A 17659-nucleotide genomic window follows, 5' to 3' on the forward strand; every position below is an offset into this window, starting at 1 on the left:
TCTATCATCCCACCGTCATGCCGGCGTCTTTGGGGAGAGGTTTGATCAGCATGACCAGCGGCAGCATGGCCAGCAATGCGATGCCAAATATCCAGAACAGGTCGCTATAGGTCATGACCGTGGCCTGCCGGGTAATGAGCGCGCTGAGGCGGGCAAGGCCAAAATGCTGCACGAAGTCCTGCCCGGCCAGGGAGTTGGCGGTGACCGTTTCCTCCAGGCGGGCGGTGTGCAGATCCAGCCTGCGGTCATGCAGGGTGGCGACCGCCGCCAGCCCGAACGAGCCGCCAAGGTTGCGCGCGGCGTTGAACAGGCCCGATGCATCCTCGGCATACTGCATGGGCACGGCGCTGGTCGCGGCCTGGTTGAGGAACAGCAGCGAGAAAAACTGCGCAAACCCGCGCACGATCTGTGACCAGAAAAAGTGCTCGCCCGCGCTGTCTGGCGAGAGATGGGCATTCATGAAACAGCTCACCACATACAGGAACATGCCAAAGCCGATGGCGAAGCGGATGTCGAGCTTGCGCACCAGAATGGGAAACACTGCCAGCATGAGCAGCGTGGGCACGCCGCTAATGGCCGCGACCATGCCCGACTGCTCGGAATTGTAGTCCGGCACGGCGGCAAGGAACTGCGGTATGAGATACAGGATACCATAAAGCGCCCCGCCCACGCCCAGACTGAGGATGAAAACGCCAAAAAAGCTTTTTTGCAGCAGTATCTTAAGATGAATGACCGGACGGGGCGAGCGGAACTGCCCAATGACCAGCAGCGCCATGCCAATCGCGCACATGACGCTGAGTTCACGGATCATGTCGGATTCAAACCAGCGTTCGCGCTGCCCTTCCTCCAGCACTACGGTCAGGCCGCCGAGGCCCATGATCAGGCCCGCCAGCCCGTAATAATCCGTCTCGCGAAACGCGCCCCAGTCGACCTTGCCCGCGGGCAGGCCCACGAACAGCAGCACGCCAAGCCCGATGCTGATGGGCAGGTTGAGGAAGAAGGCATAATGCCAGCTCAGGTTCTCGGTCAGCCAGCCGCCAATCACCGGCCCGATCACGGGGCCGAGCACGGCGGTCATGCCAAACAGCGCAATGCCCACCGGGCGCTGGGCGGGCGGCAGGCGGGTGGCCACGATGGTCATGGCGGTGGGGATCATCGCGCCCCCCGTAAAGCCCTGGCCCACGCGGCCGATGATCATGTGCAAAAGGTTGGGCGACAGCCCGCACCACATGGAAAAGATGGTGAACAGCACGGCGGCGATGAGCAGGAAGTTGCGCAGCTTGAAAATGCGCTCGAACCAGCCCGCCAGCGGAATCATGACAATCTCGGCCACCAGATAGGCGGTGGTGACCCATGTGCCCTCGCTGCTGCTGGCCCCGATCTCGCCCTGGATGGTGGGCAGCGCGGAGTTGACGATGGAGGTGTCGAGCGTTGCCATGAGCGCGCCGATGGTGCCGGCCGCAACCGCCAGCCAGGCGGCGGCATCCGCCTTTTCGGGCGGGGCCTGCCCTTCAGCCGGGGCGGCGGTCATGGCCCGCCATCCGCCGCAGGCTCGACCAGCGTATCAACCGCGGCGGTAACCGACAGGCCGGGCACCAGCACGGCGCGTTCGCTGCCTTCAGGCTGGATGCGGATGCGCACCGGCACGCGCTGCACCACCTTGGTGAAGTTGCCGGTGGCGTTATCAGGCGGCAGCAGCGCGAACTGCGCGCCGGTGCCGGGGGCGAAGCTCTCGACCGTGCCCTTGATTTTCGCGCCACCCAGCGCATCGACCGAGACTTCAGCCGGCTGGCCGGGGCGCATGCGGCGGATCTGCGTTTCCTTGAAGTTGGCCACGAGGTAGAGGTCCTGCACCGGCACGATGGTCATCATGCGCGTGCCCACGGTGGCGTACTGCCCCACGCGGGCGGTCTTGTCGCCCACCCGGCCATCGATGGCCGCGCGGATGGTGGTGGCGTCAAGGTCAACCTGTGCCGTGCGCTGCTGGGCGATGGCCTGCTCGATGCGGGCCTGCGCCTGCAGGATCTCGGCGCTGTAGGTGGCAAGCTGGCGCTGGGCCGATTGCAGGCCTGCGGTGGCCTGGGCAAGCTGGGCATGCGCCTGCGCGCTGCTGTTGCGCAACTGGTCGTAATGCTCGCTGGTTTCGGCCCCGGTTGCGGCAAGGGCGCGGTAGCGGGCTACCTCGCGGTCGGCAAAATCGACCTGTGCCTGTGCCGCCTGCACGCGGGCCTGCGCCTGCGCGATCTGGGCATCCTGCGCATCGATCTGGGCCTTGGTCTGGGTAATGGCGGCCTGTCCCTGATCGGCGAGCGCGCGGGCCTGCTCGAAGCGCGCGCGGGGGTCGCGCTCATCAAGGCGCAGCAGGACCTGGCCCTTGGTCACTTTCTGGTTCTCGGCCACCAGTACTTCATCCACGAATCCCGCCACACGGGTGGAAACCGTGACCTGATCCGCCTGCAGGTAGGCATCATTGGTGGACTGGATGAAGCGCCCATGCGTCCACCAATGCACCAGCCATATGGCAAAGGCGATGAGCGCCACGCCGCCAATACCGGCGAGCACCATCTTGCGGATGGTGGCCTTGCGCGGGTCTGCCGGTTTTTTGGGCGTGGCAGGCTGGCCTGCGGGGGAAGGGTCGGTCGGGGGGGTATCAGGCATGCGCCACCATTTATGGAACGGGTCGGTACGGTTTTGTTAGGATGGACAATACGCTCCGGTCAAGCCACATAAAGCGCGGGGCCTGTGCCCTGACCGCCGCAGACCGGAAGTTTCACGATGTCGAACGCCATGACCCGACCGCGCCGCTCAGGCCGCCCCACGCCCGCGGATTCAGCCCAGCTTGACCGTTACCTGCTTGAGGTGGCAGGCGGCCTGTTCATTGCCCATGGCTATGCGGGCACGTCAATGGGGCAGATCGCGCGCGCGGCAGGGGCAAGCAAACAGACGCTGTACCATCGCTATGCCTCGAAGGAGGCACTGTTCAAGGCGGTGATTACCCATTTATGCGCGCAGCTTCTGGAGCACGACACGCAGGTTTCGCTGCGTGATCCGCTTCAGGCCCTGCATGCGGTCTGCCGCATGCTGCTCGACTTCATCATGCAGGAAGACGTGATCGCGACCTACCGCATGATGATTGCCGATGGCTACCGCTACCCTACCCTGATCGACCATGCGATGGATGAAATCGTGGCGCCCTTTCACCGCCGCATCATCAACCTGCTGCGCGCGGCGGGGGAGGCGGGGCAGATCCCGCCCGGCCATGACACCGAACACACCGCCCGCCTGCTGACCGGCCTCATGACCGGCTGGGCCATACAGCAGCGCCTGCTCGGGCGCAATCCGCTGCCCGATACGGCTGCGCGCACGACTTATGTTGATGAAACGTGGCGGTTTTTCCTGCACGGTCTGGGCGAGCGGGCAGGGGCATGATCAGTCCTGCTTTTCAAATGCGCCAGCGATGGACAGCGTGACCTCGTCGCCCACCATGGGCAGGTAGGTCTTCATGCCGAACGCGCTGCGCTGGATGGTGGCTGTAGCCTGAAAGCCGACCGTATAGGCCTTGTCGAGCGGGTTGATGCCCGCGCCTACATACTGCACCTGCAACACCACGGGGCGGGTGACGCCATGCAGAGTCAGGTCGCCCGTAACGCTGGCATGGTCGGCGCCGACCGGCACGACACGGCTGGAAACAAAGGTGGCGGTGGGGTAGCGGGCGGTATCGAACCAGTCCGGTCCCTTGAGTTCGGTGGTCAGCACGGGGCTGGTGGTGGTGATGCTGTCTATCGGCACGGTTACGTTCAGGCGTGAGGCGGCGGGCAAGGCGGGGTCAAGCCTCAATGTGCCTGATGCACCCGCGAGCAGGCCCGCATAAGGCGTAAAGCCCATGTGCAGCAGCGAGAAAGTAACCTGCGTGTGGCCTGGCTCGACCCTGTACTGGCCCGGACGCACATCGGCCGCAGGGGTTGCGGCGGCAAGCGGGGCAAGGGGCAGGGTGATGGCCAGCGCCGTGAGCATGCAGAGGGGGAATTTCAGGGTCATGGGCATCCTGTCCTTACAGGCGAATGGGGAAGCACGCCTTAGCCAAAGCGGAAGCCGGACAGTGCCTTGCCCATGATCGTATCACTGTAATCACGCCTGCCAAGGTCATTTCCCGCGGCTCCGGCGGCGAAGACCAGCGGCAGAAGATGCTCTGGCGTGGGGTGGCAGATACGCGCGCCGGGTGCCTGCGCCCAGTGGGTCAGGGCCTCGGCGCGGATGGGGGGCGGGGATTCCACCGCCCGCGCAAGCCATGTGTCAAACGCGCGCGACGGGGCATCGGATTGCGGGTCGCGCCCCATCAGGTGGCGCACGTTGTGATAGCTCATGCCCGTGCCCACGATCAGGATATTGCGTGCCCGGAGAGGCTGCATGGCGGCCCCCATGTGCAGGGTATGGGCCGCGCTGCATTCACGCGGGAGCGAAAGTTCCACCACGGGAATATCCGCCTGCGCGAAGGCCAGCATGAAGGGAATGAACACACCATGGTCAAACCCGCGCCCGGCATCGGCCTCACCGGGCATGCCCGCGTGGGCCAGCAGGTCAAGCACCTCGGCAGCGAGCGCGGGTGCGCCGGGGGCGGGGTATTGCAGGTGGTAGGTATGGGGGGGAAAGCCGTCATAATCATAGATCAGCGGCGGGTGCGCGGCGGATGTGACCGTTGGCACCCCTGTCTGCCAGTGGCCGGACATGACCACGATGCCATCGGGCCGGGCAGGCAGGGTGGCGGCAATGCCGCGCAGATGGGCGGCCATGTGGTCCCACGTGTCGGGCCAGTCCATGAAAAAGCAGGGACCACCACCATGCGGCACGAACAGCACCGGCTGGCGGGGTGGGGATGATTCCATGAGGGCGTTCTCCCTGTGCCGCGTCTGTTCACCAGAAACGTTTTTAATACGCGCAGGTTCTCTCGGCCAGGCCGCGCCTCATGGCAGAGACAGGGCCGGATAGCATGCCGGCCCTGTCACGGGATTTTACTTCCCGCAGCTCTTTTCAAACTCGTTATGTACGTCCTGCTCGTTGATTTTTATTTCTCCGCGATAGACCGACTGGGGCTTGAGGTCCACGCGCGCGCCGCCAACCGTGACGGTGGTGTCGGAATTGACTTTCCACTCGCCTGAAGGCTCCTTGGACACGGACTTGCAGTAATCGGCATGGCCCTGTGCGAAGGCCGGTGTTGCCAGCGCAATTGCGGCGACAGTCGCGAGAATGGAAGTGGAGCGGATCATCATGGTCGGTATTCCTCTTTTATGTGCCTGTTATCGCCGATGCATCGACCCGGGCAGTGTGCCCCGGTAATTGTGGCGAGCATTTGGCAACAAAAAGTTACAAACCACATATTCAGGTATAGGAATCGGCCTGCTACCACTCAGAATTTGATCTGGAAAAGCGACATGATGGCATGGAAATGCTCAGGCGCCCTGCCGCCGCTTTCCTGTCCGTATTCATACTGCACGGTGGTGCGGATGATGGCGGTGGGCCACCAGTTCAGGGCCAGCGAGCCGGTCTCCTGGCTGCCGCCGTGCACGGTGGCGGAGTCAAGATTGACCTCGGAGTAGCGGGCCGCAACTTCCAGCACCCCGTAGCCATTGCACAATACATCCTGCCCCCGCGCGCATGTGGGGGAAGAAAAGGCGGCGCTTCGCCCCTTCCACTGGCGCGGCGTGCCATTGATCGTATAGGCCAGCATGCCATACCAGCCATGAAAATTCAGGTTCTGGCTGCCTGTGGCGGGGCTGGTGTCGAGCATGATGTCATAACCCTCGCCCTGAAACAGCAGCCGCTTCCACGCCACGGCGGCCTCCGCGCCAAAGGCCCCGGCGGATGTGGCAGCAAGGCGGCCGGTATTGAGGTATTTCGAGACCGTGCCGGTATTGAGTTCAGGGTTGTCAGATAACGCAATGGCCGGGCTGCCATGTGTCATGGAAGCCGGGCGGAACACCCATTCCCCCGAAATACCGGCATGCACCACCACGTCATGGCTGCGCACCGGCAACCCCACAAGGCGGAAGGCCATGGCGCGCTGGTTGCCATCCTCGCCCGGGCCGGCGGTGCCAGCCGTGGCGGAAAGGGCGAAATGGTAGCGCCTGCCATAGGCCTCCGCCTGCACGGCCTGGCGTTCGATGCCGGTGGCGAGGTTGCGGGTAATGGTGGAAATGCTGGAGCGCTCGACAAAAACCGTATCGCCCTGCGCCTGCATGGATTCAAGGCCGAAGCTGGGTTTGAAGATACCGGCGGTAAAGACAAAATGTTTCAGCCCCGTATAGGAGACCTGCCCCTCGAACAGCCTCATGGGGCCATTGGGGGCAGGCCCGAAATCCCAGATCGCTCCGATTTCCACCTGGTCATGAATATTGACGCGCACGCCATTGCGCAGCCGTGCCCCGCGCGCGCCCGTGCCGGGGTGGGCGGGACCTGCCGAGACAAAGCCGCCCGTATCAAGCTGGTCAGTGGCATAGGGCCGGATGGTAACGCCATGCAGCCTGACCACGGGCACGCTCTGGGCGTGCGGAGCCGCCACCGGCACACAAGCTGCCGCGATTGCTACCGAGAGGGATGCCAGGCATCCGGTTTGCAGCCTACATGCCAAGGGTGCGTGCTTTCTCCAGCCATGACCGATGGGGCGGGATAGCATGACAGGCAGGGCGGGGTATCTATCAAAAAGTTGCGTGGATGGCCTGCGCGTGGGTGAAGGTTATGTGATGGTCGCGCTGTTATTGACCACGCGCTCGTCAACGGCGCAGGCCTGCTGGTGCTCGAGCGGGTGGTCATTGGCGCGCAGCACCCTGCCGTGGCGCGTCGTGCCAAAGTCCGGCTCATAACGGCCTTCGGTCCACACGGGCTGGCCCGCGATCATGACATGGCGCACCACCCCTGTGGGGCGGTTGATGATCTGGCGGCAGCCAAATTCGGAGCGGTGCACGAATTCATAGGTTGCCTCCGGGTTCCACCGCCGCAGGGCCTCGGGGTCGATCACGCACAGATCGGCCTGCGCGCCCACCCTCAGCCTGCCTGCGTTGAGGTTGAAGAAATCAGCCGGCAGGCCGGTCAGGCGATGGACGGCCAGGGCCACCTTTTCCAGCCCGTCAGGCTGGGCGATCTTGAGAAAGCGCAGGTTGCCATCATAAAACGCGATATTGGCCAGATGCGCCCCGCTATCGTTGAACCCGGGCAGGGTCTGCGGGTTGAACAGCAGTTTTTTCAGTTGCGCGGGATCGCGGTTGGCAAAAGTGGTTTCCCACCGCAGGTCCGTATCCCACTGTCGCAGCAGGTGCAGGATGAAGGTGGCATCATCGCCCACGGGGTCGGGGAAGGTGGCGAAGAACGCAGCCTCCGCCATATTGGCAGCGCCCTGGCGGCCCTTCGTGTGCTGCCAGCGCACAAGGCGCTCATAGGGGGCAAGCAGCGTCTCGCCCTGCCAGTTGGCAAGCGGGCATTCGGCCACTTTCATGTCGGCCAGACTGCGGGTCAGCACGGTTTCTTCCTGGCGCATCAGGCGGCGCAGGCGGTCGAATGTCCAGCCCGATTTGCCCTTGAGCCACATCTCGCGAAAGCCTGCGATCCATTCCGGGTCATTGAGAATGCGCGCACGCCCCGCGCGGTCATCAAGCTCGAGTTCGTTCAGGGCGCGCAGTTGCGGTATTTCATCGGCAATGGGGTTGATCGCCCCATCACTCCAGATCCGGAACGAGGCGGCCAGCACCTGAAAGCGGAACATGCCGCCGAGCAGCCTTGAGTTGAGCATGGCCGAGAGCATGAGGCACATCGAGACGGCGGCGCGGTTGGTCTGCAGGTCGATCGCGGCCAGCACCGTGGTCTTGAGCGGGCGGCCAAACAGCCTGCCGCTGGTGAGCAGGAAGCTGCGCACGGCATCGACAACGTCATCCTTGGGCGGCGTGGCCTGCCACACGCGCCCGTAGCGGCGCACGACCCCGGTCAACTGCTTCAGCTCGCGGAAGCTTGCATATTGCGTGGGGATCTTGCGTTTTTTGTGCGGGTCGTTTGCCAGGAAATGAAAGGGCAGGGCATCGGTTGAAAAACCGGCATAACCCTGCGCCATGCCTGCATCGACCAGGCGCTCCATGCGCGCGCGCTCGCGCCGTGTCGGGCGGCGCGAGATGGAATCACGCAGGCCCATCACCTCGATGCGCAGCATGGAATGCGGAATGAGCGGCACCACGTTGGGGCCAAGCTTCAGGCCCGAAAGGTGGTCGAGATAGCTTTGTGAATCCGACCAGTCACACGCATCGGCCACCTTGGCCAGCACGGTCTTGGGCATGTTCTCCACGCGGGCGAAGCAGTCCACGATCGGGTCTTCGCCCTCGCGGCGCTGGTTGCCATAGGTCACGCCAATGGAGCAGTTCCCGATCACGACCGTGGTGGTGCCGTGGCGCACGACTTCGGGCAGGGCGGGGTCGAGTTCAAGCTCGAGGTCGAGATGGGTGTGAATGTCGAGCAGGCCGGGCATGAGCCACATGCCGTTGCAGTCGATCTCGGTCGTGTGGCTGTCGGCGACCAGCATATGGCCTACGGCAGAGATCCTGCCTGCTGATACGGCGATGTCGGTTCGGGTAGGGCTGGCGCCCGTGCCATCGAAAAATAGCGCATTGCGGTAGATGGTATCGGGCACGCAGGTCTCCAGGGGGATAAGAGGCAGGTTACATGGCGAGACAGCATTGCGGCGTATTGATGGCATCGTGTCCCGGACCATACCCCTGTTTCAACCGCCTGCGGGGCGCAGGGTTGCACGCAGGGGTGCTGGCGTAAACCTACCCGCCCGTGCGCCGTGGCAACCTCGTAACGTCAGGACAGGCGCAATACAGGCTGTTCACGCGCAGAGCGGGCCGCTATGCACACCCCGTTGGCCGGTTGGCGGGGGCAGGAAGATGGTGGCGATTGATGTCAGGGCAGGACAGATGTGCGGTGCAGGCGCATGCTGACGCGGCTTTTTCCCGTATGGGCGGTGCTGGTTTCGCTCGCGGCGGTGCTCATGCCCGGCCCCTTCCTGCGCGTGACGCCTGCCATTACCCCGTTGCTGGCCTTCATCATGTTCACCATGGGGGTCACCCTCACGCCTGCTGATTTCGCGCGCATCGCGCGCAGGCCCGCGCCGGTGCTGGCAGGGGTGGGGCTGCATTATCTTGTCATGCCGCTCGCGGCATGGGGTATTGCGCACATGCTGCGCATGCCGCCCATGATTGCCACGGGCATGGTGCTGGTGGGCTGTGTCTCGAGCGGCACGGCGTCGAATGTCATGATCTATCTTTCACGCGGCGACGTGGCGCTTTCGGTCAGCATCAGCACGCTGTCCACACTGGTCGGCATCATCGCGACCCCGCTGCTGACCCGGCTTTATGTTGCGGCGGGCGTGAGCGTGGATAGCTGGGGCCTGTTTCGCAGCATCATGGAGATGGTGGCCCTGCCGGTGTGCGGCGGTGTTGCGGTCAATACGCTGTGCCCGCGCCTCATCCGCCGCGTCTCGCCCGCGTTGCCGCTGGTGGCCATGGTGTCGATCATGATCATCATCGGCAGTATCGTGGCGGGCGTGCGGCCCGCTCTGGCCAGTGTTGGCCCCATCGTGCTGCTGGGCGTGATACTGCATAACGCCATCGGGCTTGCGGGCGGCTACTGGGGGGGCAGGCTGCTGGGGTTTGACGGGTCCGTATGCCGCACGCTGGCGCTGGAGGTGGGCATGCAGAACTCGGGCCTGGCCGCGACACTGGGGCGGGTCTATTTCTCGCCGCTCGCGGCATTGCCCGGCGCGGTCTTTTCGGTATGGCACAACATATCCGGCTCGGCGCTGGCGGCTTTGTGGGCCGGGCGGCCACCGCGTAAGGGAAGTCAGGCGGATTAGTGTTGTCAGTTCCTGCCGTGACAGGGACGAGGCATGCCGTAACACATGCCCCGTCCGTGCCGGATGGTCAGGGCATGGGCGTCGTGTTTGGCGTGTGGAACAGCAGGAACAGTGCTACAATCAGGATGACGATGGGCAACAGTCCCAGCCCGTTGAACCCCGTACTTCGGGGGCCGCCGTACCAGCCGGAGCGATAGCCATACCCACCCCCGCCAATGGCGAAGATGATGAGTGCGATGACAAGAAGAGTCAGCATGGGATGTACTCCGCAAAATGCCTGCTGACCCAACGTGGTCCCTTATGGATGGTTCCACCCGGCTACCGGTAGCGCGGGGGCGTTTTCCGTTTTTCAGTGCTTCATGCCTGATGCGCTACAGGCTCGGCGACTGACTGGAAAGTCCGTCCGGAAAACTTCCCACAATCATAAGGAAGTTCCTGGTGAAGCTTTTTTCAAAAAGCTTCAACGAACGCCGCCTTTTCAAAAAGTCTCTCAGACAACAGGGCTGGGCAGGGGCCCGCCGGCAAAATGGGCGGCAAGGTTGGCCACCACCAGTTGCCCCATGGCAAGCCGGGTTTCGACCGTGGCGCTGGCGCGGTGGGGTTGCAGCACGGTGCGCGGCGATGTGCGCAGGGCCTCGGGCACGTCGGGTTCATGCGCAAAGACATCCAGCCCCGCGCCGCCCAGCGTGCCCGCTGCCAGGGCGGCCACCAGCGCTGCTTCATCCACGATCGAACCCCGCGCGATATTGATCAGCACGCCTTCCGGCCCGAGGGCGGCGAGTACGGGCGCATTGACCAGATTGCGCGACCCCACGCCCCCTGATGCCGCAATAACCAGCGTATCCACGCCCTGCGCAAGCGTGAGCAGGTCCGGCACGAACAGGCAGCCCGGCAGGTGCTTGTCGTGGCGGTCGGTATAGGCGATGGCCATGTTGAATGCCCGCGCCCGCGCGGCGATGGCCTGGCCCACATGCCCCATGCCAAAAATGCCCATGCGGCGGCCCGATACCCTGTGGCCCAGCGGCGGGGCCGGGTCGTGGCCCCATGCGCCCGCGCGCACGTAGCGATCCGATTCAGGCAGGCCGCGCAGCAGCGACAGCAGCAGCCCCATGGCCATGTCCGCCACGTCATCGGTCAGCACGCCCGGCGTGGTGGTGACCCGGATGCCCCGCCTGCGGGCTTCAACCAGATCGACCGCATCGGTGCCGATGCCGTTGATGGCGATGATTTCAAGCCCCGGCAGGCTGTCCATCACCGCGCGGGGCACGCCCGTGCCGCCCCCGGTGGCAATGCCGCGTATGCGCCCGGCAACGTCCGCCGGCACCCCGGCAGGCCCCGCTCGGTGCACGACATAAGCGGCCTCGAGCTGTTTCTCGATGGCGTCCATCATGGGGTCAAGCAGCAGGATTTCGGGCTTCATGGTCATGTCTTCAGCAGGGTCAGGCAAGGTGGGCGCGCACCGTGCCAATGGAGGGAAAGCTTGCGCGCACATCCGTGTCGTGCACCACGAACATCGTGCCGGTTGTCGAGCCGGTCGTGACCAGGCACCCTGCCTCGATGCCCGGCCCACGGCGCGCGGCATGATTGGCCAGCCACACCAGCAGGCGCAGCGGATCCCCCGCGCTGTTGCCGCCCACATGCTCGACCACCGTGCGCCCATTGATGGTCAGGCTGACCGGCTCGCCAGTGGGGTTGACGCCGCGCCAGTCCGCAAGGCCGGGGCCTGCGATCAGCGCCCCATGGCTCTGGTGGTCGGCGGTGTGGAGCAGCTTGTGCTGCGAGCCGGGTTTCTCAAACCGCGTATCCACGATCTCAATCATGGGGTGGATCGAGCCGATGGCCGCCATCACTTCATCCGCCGTCCAGTCCGCCGCGCGTGGGGGCAGGGCGTGGGCGAAGCGGTAACCGATTTCGGCTTCCACGCCCAGGTGGCGGCAGACATAGGCGGGCACGGTGTCGCCATCCTCAAAGATCGTGGCGGCATGGATGGGGGCCGCGAAAGGCTCGGACTGCGGGGTTTCGGCGCCCACCTTCCACCCCCGTATCGGCCCGAGATGCAGCCCCACCGCATCCTGCACCGCATAGGCATCGGCCAGGGTGCGCGGGGTCAGCGCTTCATGCACGCTGGCGAGAGGGTCGGTTTTCTGCTGCCTTACCGCAAGAAACAGGTCGGCCAGGCGGGTCGGGGCGGAAGGGGGCATGGGGTCTTTTCCGGGGCGCAGTTTATTGGGTGTCATCCATATGGTGGCATATCACCCTGCGCATGGCCATACATCCTGCCCGGCATGCGGGCGGCAGCGGTGACGCGGGCCGCCTGCTGCCAGCGGGCCTGATGGCTCCAAACGCCTTGCGCTGCCTGGTGGCGGAAGTCGCAATATCCATATCTGGGTATTTGATGTATTGCGATGCACGAAGCGCATGATAGCCTGCGCCGACACCCCACTGCCGGCCCTTCGGGTAACCGGCCCAGCAGGAAGTGGAAGGCAATGTCCAACCCATTCTCGACATTCGGTTCCTTATCGGCACAATCCCGTTCAGGCGAGGTACAGGCAGCGCTGGCCGAACGCGCGAAGATCATGCAGTTGTGTGATGCCAGCGGGCAGGCCGTCGTCACCCCCGCCGCGTGCGGCAACCTGCCCCATGCCCAGCGCTGCGCCATTGCCATCCGCATTGCGCGGGCCAATGGCAGTGAAGAACTGGCCACGACGTACGCCACCCTGTTCGCCACCATGCAGCCCACTCCCGAAGTCGCGGCCATTGCGGATGGTGCCGGGGGTGCGGATGCGCGCGGGGCAGCCATCCTGTCCTATGTCGATACGGTAACGCTCACGCCCGCAAAGGCCAGCCGCGCGCATATTGACGCCCTGCTGGGCGCGGGCCTGACCGATAGCGACGTGGTCAGCCTGGCGGAACTGGTGGCATGCATCAATTTCCAGGCCCGCGTGCTTGCAGGCGTCCGTCTGGTCGAGGAGACATTCGCATGAAGCCCGTCACCCGCTTTACCACCGACACGCTTGACTGGGAGCCGTACATCACCCCGGTGGATTATGACACGGCAACCCCTGCGCAGCGCGAGGCCCTGCAGGAAACCCCTTCGCACCGCAAGATCTCGAAATACACGCTCACGCTGGCGCATGACCCCGAGAGCCTGAAATACCGCTCGCCGCTGTTCAACCTGATCATGTACGGCAAGGACGGCCTGCCGCGCGCGGAGCGTGAACTCGCGGCGGTGGCGACATCGGTGGTGAACCACTGCATTTACTGCGGCTCGGTCCATGCCGCGCGTTATATCGAACTGACCCGGCGGCCCGAGGTCATGGACACGATCTTTGCCGATGGCACCAAAGCGGAAATCGATGAGTATTCACAGGGCCTGTTCGACTTTGCGGTTGCCCTTTCCAAAACGCCGGTTGCGGCCACGCAGGCTGACATGAACCATGTGCGCGATCTGGGCTTTACCGCGTTGCAGGCGCTCGACCTTGTGCTGGCCAGCGCCATTTTTGGCTGGGCCAACCGGCTCATGCACACGCTGGGGCAGGCGGTGGAACCCACGGAATCCTGAAAAAAACGGATAGAAGTTTTTGGGCGCCGCCTTTTTGAAAAAAGCTTCACCAAAAACCTTGTTCTGTTTCAAACCTTCCGGTGTTCCCCGCCAAGCGGATAGTGGCAGGCAGCTTCGTGGCCGGGCCGGATGGCGCGCAGCAGGGGTTCTTCCACGCCACACCGTGCCTGCGCCTGCGGGCAGCGCGTGTGAAACCGGCAGCCCGCAGGCCGGTTGACGGGGCTGGGCACATCGCCGCGCAGCAGCATGGCAGGGGCCGCTCCCACCACGGGGCGCGGCACGGCGGCGGTCAGGGCAGCGGTGTAGGGGTGGGCGGGCGCATGCAGCACGGCGTCCGTCTCGCCACATTCCACAATCGCGCCAAGATACATGACCGCGACACGCGTGGAGATCTGCCGCACCACCGCAAGGTCATGCGCCACGAACACATAGGTCAGCCCCAGCCGCGCGCGCAGGTCGGCAAACAGGTTGACGATCTGGGCCTGCACCGAAACATCAAGCGCCGAGACCGGTTCATCGGCCACCACCAGCCGGGGCGACAGCGCGAGCGCGCGGGCAATATTGATGCGCTGGCGCTGCCCGCCCGAGAAGGCATGCGGATACCGCGCAAGCGCCGAGGCAGGCAGGCCGACCAGCGCCATGAGTTCATGCAGCCTGGCGGTAATCGTGGCCGACGTGCGCCTGCGCCCGTCGGGCGCAGGATGCACGCGCAGCGGCTCGGCCAGCAGGTCGCCAATGCGGCGGCACGGGTTGAGCGCAGCGGTGGAATTCTGGAACACCATCTGCATGCCCGGACGTAGCGGGCGCAGTTTTCGTTCGCTCAGGGTGGTGATGTCACGGCCTTCAAACAGCACCTGCCCTGATGAAACATCATCGAGGCGCAGCATGCACCGCCCCAGCGTGGATTTGCCGCAGCCTGACTCTCCCACCAGCCCCAGCATCTCGCCGGGCATGACGCGCAGCGATATGCCATCAACCGCCTTGAGCTTCTGCCCGCGCGGCAGGCGGTAGGTCTTGCGCACGTCGCGCAGTTCCAGCACGGGGGTGGATGGGTTCATGGTCGCGTGGCCTGTGCGGTGGCGCGGGGTGGCAGGGGCGTGCCCTCGGCGGGCAGCACGCAGGCTGCCTGCTGCCCCGGCCCGATGCTGGCCAGCGCTGGCGGGGCAGGCAGGCAGGTGGCATGCACATGCGCGCAGCGCGGGCCGAAGGCGCAGCCTGCCGGGCGTTCCCGCGGCGTGGGCGGCAGGCCCGCAATGGCGGGCAGGCGGGGCGGGCGTGGGCCGTCAAGCGGGGGGATGGAGTCCAGCAGGGCTGCGGTATAGGGGTGGGCAGGCCGGGCGAACAGGGTGGATGTCGGCCCGCTTTCCGCCATGCGGCCGGAATAGAGCACGAGCGTGCGCGCACAGGTCTGGGCCACCACGCCCATGTCGTGCGTGATGAGCAGCACGGAGGAGCCGTGGCTGTGGCGTAGCCCGCGCAGCAGCTCAAGGATCTGGGCCTGCACGGTTACGTCAAGGGCGGTGGTTGGTTCATCGGCAATCAGCAATGTGGGGTTGCATGACAGCGCCATGGCGATCATGGCACGCTGGCGCAACCCGCCTGAAAGCTGGTGCGGGTAGCGTTGCGCCGTGCGCGCGGGGTCGGGCACGCCCATCTCGGCCAGCAGTTGCACCGTGCGTGCCCGCGCGGCCCGGCGCGAGAGGCGCTCATGCGCGCGGATCTGCTCATCAATCTGCCAGCCAATGGTATAGACCGGCGTGAACGCCGTCATGGGGTCCTGAAAGATCATGGCAATGTCACGCCCCCGCAAGGCCCGCAGGGCGCGCGGGGCCATGCCCACCAGTTCCTGCCCGCGAAAGCGCGCCGAGCCACGGACCTGCACCCCGGGGCTGTCGATCAGGCCCATCAGCGCCATGGCCGTGACCGACTTGCCCGAGCCTGATTCGCCCACCAGCCCCACAATTTCGGCTTCATCCACGCAAAAGGACACGTTCTCGACCAGCCTGATCATGCCGCCATTGGCGGGCACGCTGACGCACAGGTTGCGCACATCAAGCAGGGGCATGCGATCAGCGGGCATCACGCACCCTTGGGTCGAGAAGTAAATACACCATGTCCACCACCGCATTGGCCACCACCACGAAAATGGCGGAATACATGACCGTGGCCATGATGACCGGCAGGTCAAGATTGGTGAGCGCCCGATAGGTCAGCCGCCCCACGCCGGGCAGGCCGAACACCACCTCGGTCAGCAATGCGCCGCCGCCCACAAGCTGCGCGAAATCCAGCCCGAACAGCGAGACGAACGTGACAAGGGCCGTGCGCAGCCCGTGGCGCAGCATGACCCGCGTGGGCGAAAGCCCCTTGGCGCGGGCGGTGCGCATGAAGTCCTCGCCCGCAAGGGCTACGAGATCAGCCCGCAGCACCCGGCTGTAGATGCCGATGAACATCACCGCCAGCACCACCCACGGAATGACCAGCGCGCGGAACCATCCGCCGGGGTCTTCGCTGAACGGCACATAGCCCAGACCCGGCACCCATGAGAACAGCCATGTGTCGTGATAGCGGCTCTGCGTGATCAGGTTGGTGACCTGCCCCAGCCAGAACACGGGTATGGAAATGCCCACCAGCCCCGCCAGCATGAACGTGCGGTCCACCCACGTATCCCTGAAGGCCGCGGCCAGCGTGCCCATGATGATGGAAGCGCCCACCCAGATGAACGCGGCCCCGCACACCAGGCAGGCCGTGACCGGGGCTGCCTGCTCGATCTGGGGCACCACAAGCTCGCCCCGGTCGGCGTAGGAGGCAAGGTCGCGGGTGATGAACAGCTTTTTCATCATGGTGGCGTACTGTACCGGCAGGGCGCGGTCGAAACCGTATTCACGGCGCACTTTTTCCATGATCTGCGGCGAGGCGTTGCGGCCTGCGATGCGCGCGGTCGGGTCGGCCCCCGGCGTTGCAAAAAACACCGCGAATACCAGCACCGACACGCCAAACAGCACGAGCAGCGTCTGGCCCAGCCGACGGAGCAGGGCGGGGATCATCGTGCGCCCTCGCGCCCGTCAAGCGCATCGCGCAGGCCATCGGCCACGATATTGAGCGCCAGCACCACCGCCACGATGGCAAGCCCCGGGGCTATGGCCACCAGCGGGCGGGTATAGATCAGGCCCTCGCCATCCTGAATGATGGTGCCCCACGAGGCCTGTGGCGCCTGCACGCCCAGCGAGAGGAAGGACAACGCGCTCTCCGCCAGCAGGGCCAGCGCCATGAGCAGCGGGCCGAGCGTTGCCAGCGTGGTGCTGATATTGGGCACGATGTCCAGCAGCATGATGCGCCATCCCGGCACGCCAAGGCTGCGCGCGGCGGTGACGAATTCTGCCTGCCGCAGCGCCAGCACCCGCCCGCGTATGGGCCGGGCGGCATAGGGCACATAGACCAGCGCTATGATGAAGATGGGAATGAGCAGGCTGTCCGCCTCCAGTGTAAACGGACCGAGATGGATATTCTGGCTGACCATGACGATGGAAAGCGAGATGGCAAACAGATAGACCGGCACCGCCCACATGATGTCCATGATGCGGGACAGGACAGCATCGACCACCCCGCCGCAAAAACCGGCCACGATGCCGGTCAATGTTGCAGCCACAAGGCACAGCACGGCGGCACAGGCCGCAATGAGCAGGGAATTGCGCCCGCCATAGAGCAGGCGGACGGCAAGGTCACGGCCCTGGCTGTCAGCACCCAGCAGGTAGGCCGCATGCCCCGTTGGCCCGATGGGACTGAGGCCAAGATGCAGCGGGTTGTCATTGGGCTGCATGATGTCCACCTCCTGGCCGCCGAGCACGATGCTGCCCGCCACGTTTGAGGCGAACGGATCGCTATGGGCCACGTCATGGGCATAAAGCGGGGCCAGCAGGCAGGCGCAGGTAATGAACGCCAGCACGCCCAGCGCGCCCATGGCCGACCTGTTGCGCCCGAACGCACGCGCGGCCAGCCGCCACGGGCCGGATGGAAGGAAGGGGGAAGGCGAAGGCATGGTTGGCGGCGTACCCGGATGCTGGCAGGACTGGTCGTGCGACTATAACCCGACCTGACCCGCATGCGGGAGTGCCTGCGGCAATTTTATGTCACGATCACGCAATGGCCTTGCACCGGGTCGGTATGCGTCACGCGGTTGGCTGTCGCCTTTTTTCAAACGGTCTCTAAGT

18 protein-coding genes are annotated in these 17659 nt (G+C 64.9%); 4 read left to right on the forward strand and 14 right to left on the reverse strand.

Translation table 11 applies throughout. The annotated features are described in order from the left end of the window. Positions 1 to 4: 4 nt before the first annotated feature. On the reverse strand, positions 5 to 1531 hold the full coding sequence (locus GXY01S_RS10870) for an MDR family MFS transporter (protein WP_061274984.1): 1527 nt from the start codon (positions 1529 to 1531) through the stop codon (positions 5 to 7). Beyond that, entirely contained in the window at positions 1528 to 2658 is a 1131-nt protein-coding gene (locus GXY01S_RS10875) for an HlyD family secretion protein (protein WP_061274986.1), read from the reverse strand. Before GXY01S_RS10875 ends, GXY01S_RS10870 begins: the two co-directional genes overlap by 4 nt. A 117-nt stretch (positions 2659 to 2775) precedes the next feature. Between GXY01S_RS10875 and GXY01S_RS10880 the strand changes: the two genes are divergently transcribed. Continuing rightward, positions 2776 to 3429, forward strand: coding sequence for a TetR/AcrR family transcriptional regulator (locus GXY01S_RS10880; protein ID WP_061274988.1), 654 nt, complete (start codon positions 2776 to 2778; stop codon positions 3427 to 3429). On the opposite strand, the gene GXY01S_RS10885 is transcribed toward GXY01S_RS10880, so the two are convergent. The 5 genes from GXY01S_RS10885 to GXY01S_RS10905 all read right to left on the reverse strand — a co-directional run bounded on the left by GXY01S_RS10885 (position 3430) and on the right by GXY01S_RS10905 (position 8665). Beyond that, positions 3430 to 4038 (reverse strand): YceI family protein, encoded by a 609-nt coding sequence (locus GXY01S_RS10885; protein ID WP_061274990.1) that lies wholly within the window; start codon positions 4036 to 4038, stop codon positions 3430 to 3432. It lies immediately after the preceding gene. A gap of 38 nt (positions 4039 to 4076) precedes the next feature. Next, positions 4077 to 4883: a DODA-type extradiol aromatic ring-opening family dioxygenase gene (locus GXY01S_RS10890; RefSeq protein ID WP_061274992.1), complete on the reverse strand. Its 807-nt coding sequence runs from the start codon at positions 4881 to 4883 to the stop codon at positions 4077 to 4079. 126 nt (positions 4884 to 5009) lie between these two features. Beyond that, positions 5010 to 5267 (reverse strand): hypothetical protein, encoded by a 258-nt coding sequence (locus GXY01S_RS10895; RefSeq protein WP_242501294.1) that lies wholly within the window; start codon positions 5265 to 5267, stop codon positions 5010 to 5012. 137 nt (positions 5268 to 5404) lie between these two features. After that, complete coding sequence (locus GXY01S_RS10900) at positions 5405 to 6556, reverse strand: OprO/OprP family phosphate-selective porin (protein WP_242501295.1); 1152 nt, start codon at positions 6554 to 6556, stop codon at positions 5405 to 5407. A 174-nt stretch (positions 6557 to 6730) separates the two neighbouring features. Continuing rightward, entirely contained in the window at positions 6731 to 8665 is a 1935-nt protein-coding gene (locus tag GXY01S_RS10905) for an N-acyl-D-amino-acid deacylase family protein (protein ID WP_061275019.1), read from the reverse strand. 303 nt (positions 8666 to 8968) lie between these two features. Between GXY01S_RS10905 and panS the strand changes: the two genes are divergently transcribed. Further along, positions 8969 to 9889 carry a ketopantoate/pantoate/pantothenate transporter PanS gene (panS, locus tag GXY01S_RS10910; protein WP_061274994.1) on the forward strand — a complete coding sequence of 307 codons (921 nt, stop codon included), beginning with the start codon at positions 8969 to 8971 and terminating at the stop codon, positions 9887 to 9889. Between the two features lie 67 nt (positions 9890 to 9956). Here the strand turns inward: panS and GXY01S_RS10915 are convergent, their stop codons facing one another. The 3 genes from GXY01S_RS10915 to GXY01S_RS10925 form a co-directional block, all read right to left on the reverse strand. After that, positions 9957 to 10145: a hypothetical protein gene (locus GXY01S_RS10915; protein ID WP_061274996.1), complete on the reverse strand. Its 189-nt coding sequence runs from the start codon at positions 10143 to 10145 to the stop codon at positions 9957 to 9959. A gap of 234 nt (positions 10146 to 10379) precedes the next feature. After that, the gene (locus GXY01S_RS10920) at positions 10380 to 11309 is read right to left on the reverse strand and encodes a 2-hydroxyacid dehydrogenase (RefSeq protein ID WP_061275021.1); all 930 of its coding nucleotides are present in this window, start codon (positions 11307 to 11309) and stop codon (positions 10380 to 10382) included. A 19-nt stretch (positions 11310 to 11328) separates the two neighbouring features. Then, a complete protein-coding gene (locus tag GXY01S_RS10925; RefSeq protein WP_061275023.1) occupies positions 11329 to 12090 on the reverse strand; it encodes a 2-keto-4-pentenoate hydratase in 762 nt (253 codons plus the stop codon). A gap of 285 nt (positions 12091 to 12375) precedes the next feature. On the opposite strand from GXY01S_RS10925, the gene GXY01S_RS10930 reads away from it, so the two are divergent. Both GXY01S_RS10930 and GXY01S_RS10935 read left to right on the forward strand, forming a co-directional pair. Beyond that, on the forward strand, positions 12376 to 12873 hold the full coding sequence (locus GXY01S_RS10930; RefSeq protein ID WP_061274997.1) for a hypothetical protein: 498 nt from the start codon (positions 12376 to 12378) through the stop codon (positions 12871 to 12873). Further along, a complete protein-coding gene (locus GXY01S_RS10935) occupies positions 12870 to 13451 on the forward strand; it encodes a peroxidase-related enzyme (RefSeq protein ID WP_061274999.1) in 582 nt (193 codons plus the stop codon). Before GXY01S_RS10930 ends, GXY01S_RS10935 begins: the two co-directional genes overlap by 4 nt. 68 nt (positions 13452 to 13519) lie before the next feature. On the opposite strand, the gene GXY01S_RS10940 is transcribed toward GXY01S_RS10935, so the two are convergent. The 4 genes from GXY01S_RS10940 to GXY01S_RS10955 are packed head-to-tail and all read right to left on the reverse strand — an operon-like array spanning position 13520 to position 17487. Continuing rightward, entirely contained in the window at positions 13520 to 14509 is a 990-nt protein-coding gene (locus GXY01S_RS10940) for an ABC transporter ATP-binding protein (RefSeq protein ID WP_061275001.1), read from the reverse strand. Further along, positions 14506 to 15531, reverse strand: coding sequence for an ABC transporter ATP-binding protein (locus GXY01S_RS10945; RefSeq protein WP_061275003.1), 1026 nt, complete (start codon positions 15529 to 15531; stop codon positions 14506 to 14508). The genes GXY01S_RS10940 and GXY01S_RS10945 overlap by 4 nt, the downstream gene beginning before the upstream one ends. Further along, positions 15521 to 16495, reverse strand: coding sequence for an ABC transporter permease (locus GXY01S_RS10950; protein ID WP_061275005.1), 975 nt, complete (start codon positions 16493 to 16495; stop codon positions 15521 to 15523). Before GXY01S_RS10950 ends, GXY01S_RS10945 begins: the two co-directional genes overlap by 11 nt. Beyond that, positions 16492 to 17487 carry an ABC transporter permease gene (locus tag GXY01S_RS10955; protein WP_061275007.1) on the reverse strand — a complete coding sequence of 332 codons (996 nt, stop codon included), beginning with the start codon at positions 17485 to 17487 and terminating at the stop codon, positions 16492 to 16494. The genes GXY01S_RS10950 and GXY01S_RS10955 overlap by 4 nt, the downstream gene beginning before the upstream one ends. Positions 17488 to 17659 lie beyond the last annotated feature (172 nt).

It is taken from the genome of Komagataeibacter xylinus NBRC 15237 (genome assembly GCF_001571345.1).
Taxonomy (GTDB): domain Bacteria; phylum Pseudomonadota; class Alphaproteobacteria; order Acetobacterales; family Acetobacteraceae; genus Komagataeibacter; species Komagataeibacter xylinus.

What these genes read in the sequence shown, in the direction of transcription:
- GXY01S_RS10870 (WP_061274984.1), bottom strand. Translation starts at nt 1,531, where the DNA reads ATGACCGCCGCCCCGGCTGAAGGGCAGGCCCCGCCCGAAAAGGCGGAT.
- GXY01S_RS10875 (WP_061274986.1), bottom strand. Translation starts at nt 2,658, where the DNA reads ATGCCTGATACCCCCCCGACCGACCCTTCCCCCGCAGGCCAGCCTGCC.
- GXY01S_RS10880 (WP_061274988.1), top strand. Translation starts at nt 2,776, where the DNA reads ATGTCGAACGCCATGACCCGACCGCGCCGCTCAGGCCGCCCCACGCCC.
- GXY01S_RS10885 (WP_061274990.1), bottom strand. Translation starts at nt 4,038, where the DNA reads ATGACCCTGAAATTCCCCCTCTGCATGCTCACGGCGCTGGCCATCACC.
- GXY01S_RS10890 (WP_061274992.1), bottom strand. Translation starts at nt 4,883, where the DNA reads ATGGAATCATCCCCACCCCGCCAGCCGGTGCTGTTCGTGCCGCATGGT.
- GXY01S_RS10895 (WP_242501294.1), bottom strand. Translation starts at nt 5,267, where the DNA reads ATGATGATCCGCTCCACTTCCATTCTCGCGACTGTCGCCGCAATTGCG.
- panS (WP_061274994.1), top strand. Translation starts at nt 8,969, where the DNA reads ATGCTGACGCGGCTTTTTCCCGTATGGGCGGTGCTGGTTTCGCTCGCG.
- GXY01S_RS10915 (WP_061274996.1), bottom strand. Translation starts at nt 10,145, where the DNA reads ATGCTGACTCTTCTTGTCATCGCACTCATCATCTTCGCCATTGGCGGG.
- GXY01S_RS10920 (WP_061275021.1), bottom strand. Translation starts at nt 11,309, where the DNA reads ATGAAGCCCGAAATCCTGCTGCTTGACCCCATGATGGACGCCATCGAG.
- GXY01S_RS10925 (WP_061275023.1), bottom strand. Translation starts at nt 12,090, where the DNA reads ATGCCCCCTTCCGCCCCGACCCGCCTGGCCGACCTGTTTCTTGCGGTA.
- GXY01S_RS10930 (WP_061274997.1), top strand. Translation starts at nt 12,376, where the DNA reads ATGTCCAACCCATTCTCGACATTCGGTTCCTTATCGGCACAATCCCGT.
- GXY01S_RS10935 (WP_061274999.1), top strand. Translation starts at nt 12,870, where the DNA reads ATGAAGCCCGTCACCCGCTTTACCACCGACACGCTTGACTGGGAGCCG.
- GXY01S_RS10940 (WP_061275001.1), bottom strand. Translation starts at nt 14,509, where the DNA reads ATGAACCCATCCACCCCCGTGCTGGAACTGCGCGACGTGCGCAAGACC.
- GXY01S_RS10945 (WP_061275003.1), bottom strand. Translation starts at nt 15,531, where the DNA reads ATGCCCGCTGATCGCATGCCCCTGCTTGATGTGCGCAACCTGTGCGTC.
- GXY01S_RS10950 (WP_061275005.1), bottom strand. Translation starts at nt 16,495, where the DNA reads ATGATCCCCGCCCTGCTCCGTCGGCTGGGCCAGACGCTGCTCGTGCTG.
- GXY01S_RS10955 (WP_061275007.1), bottom strand. Translation starts at nt 17,487, where the DNA reads ATGCCTTCGCCTTCCCCCTTCCTTCCATCCGGCCCGTGGCGGCTGGCC.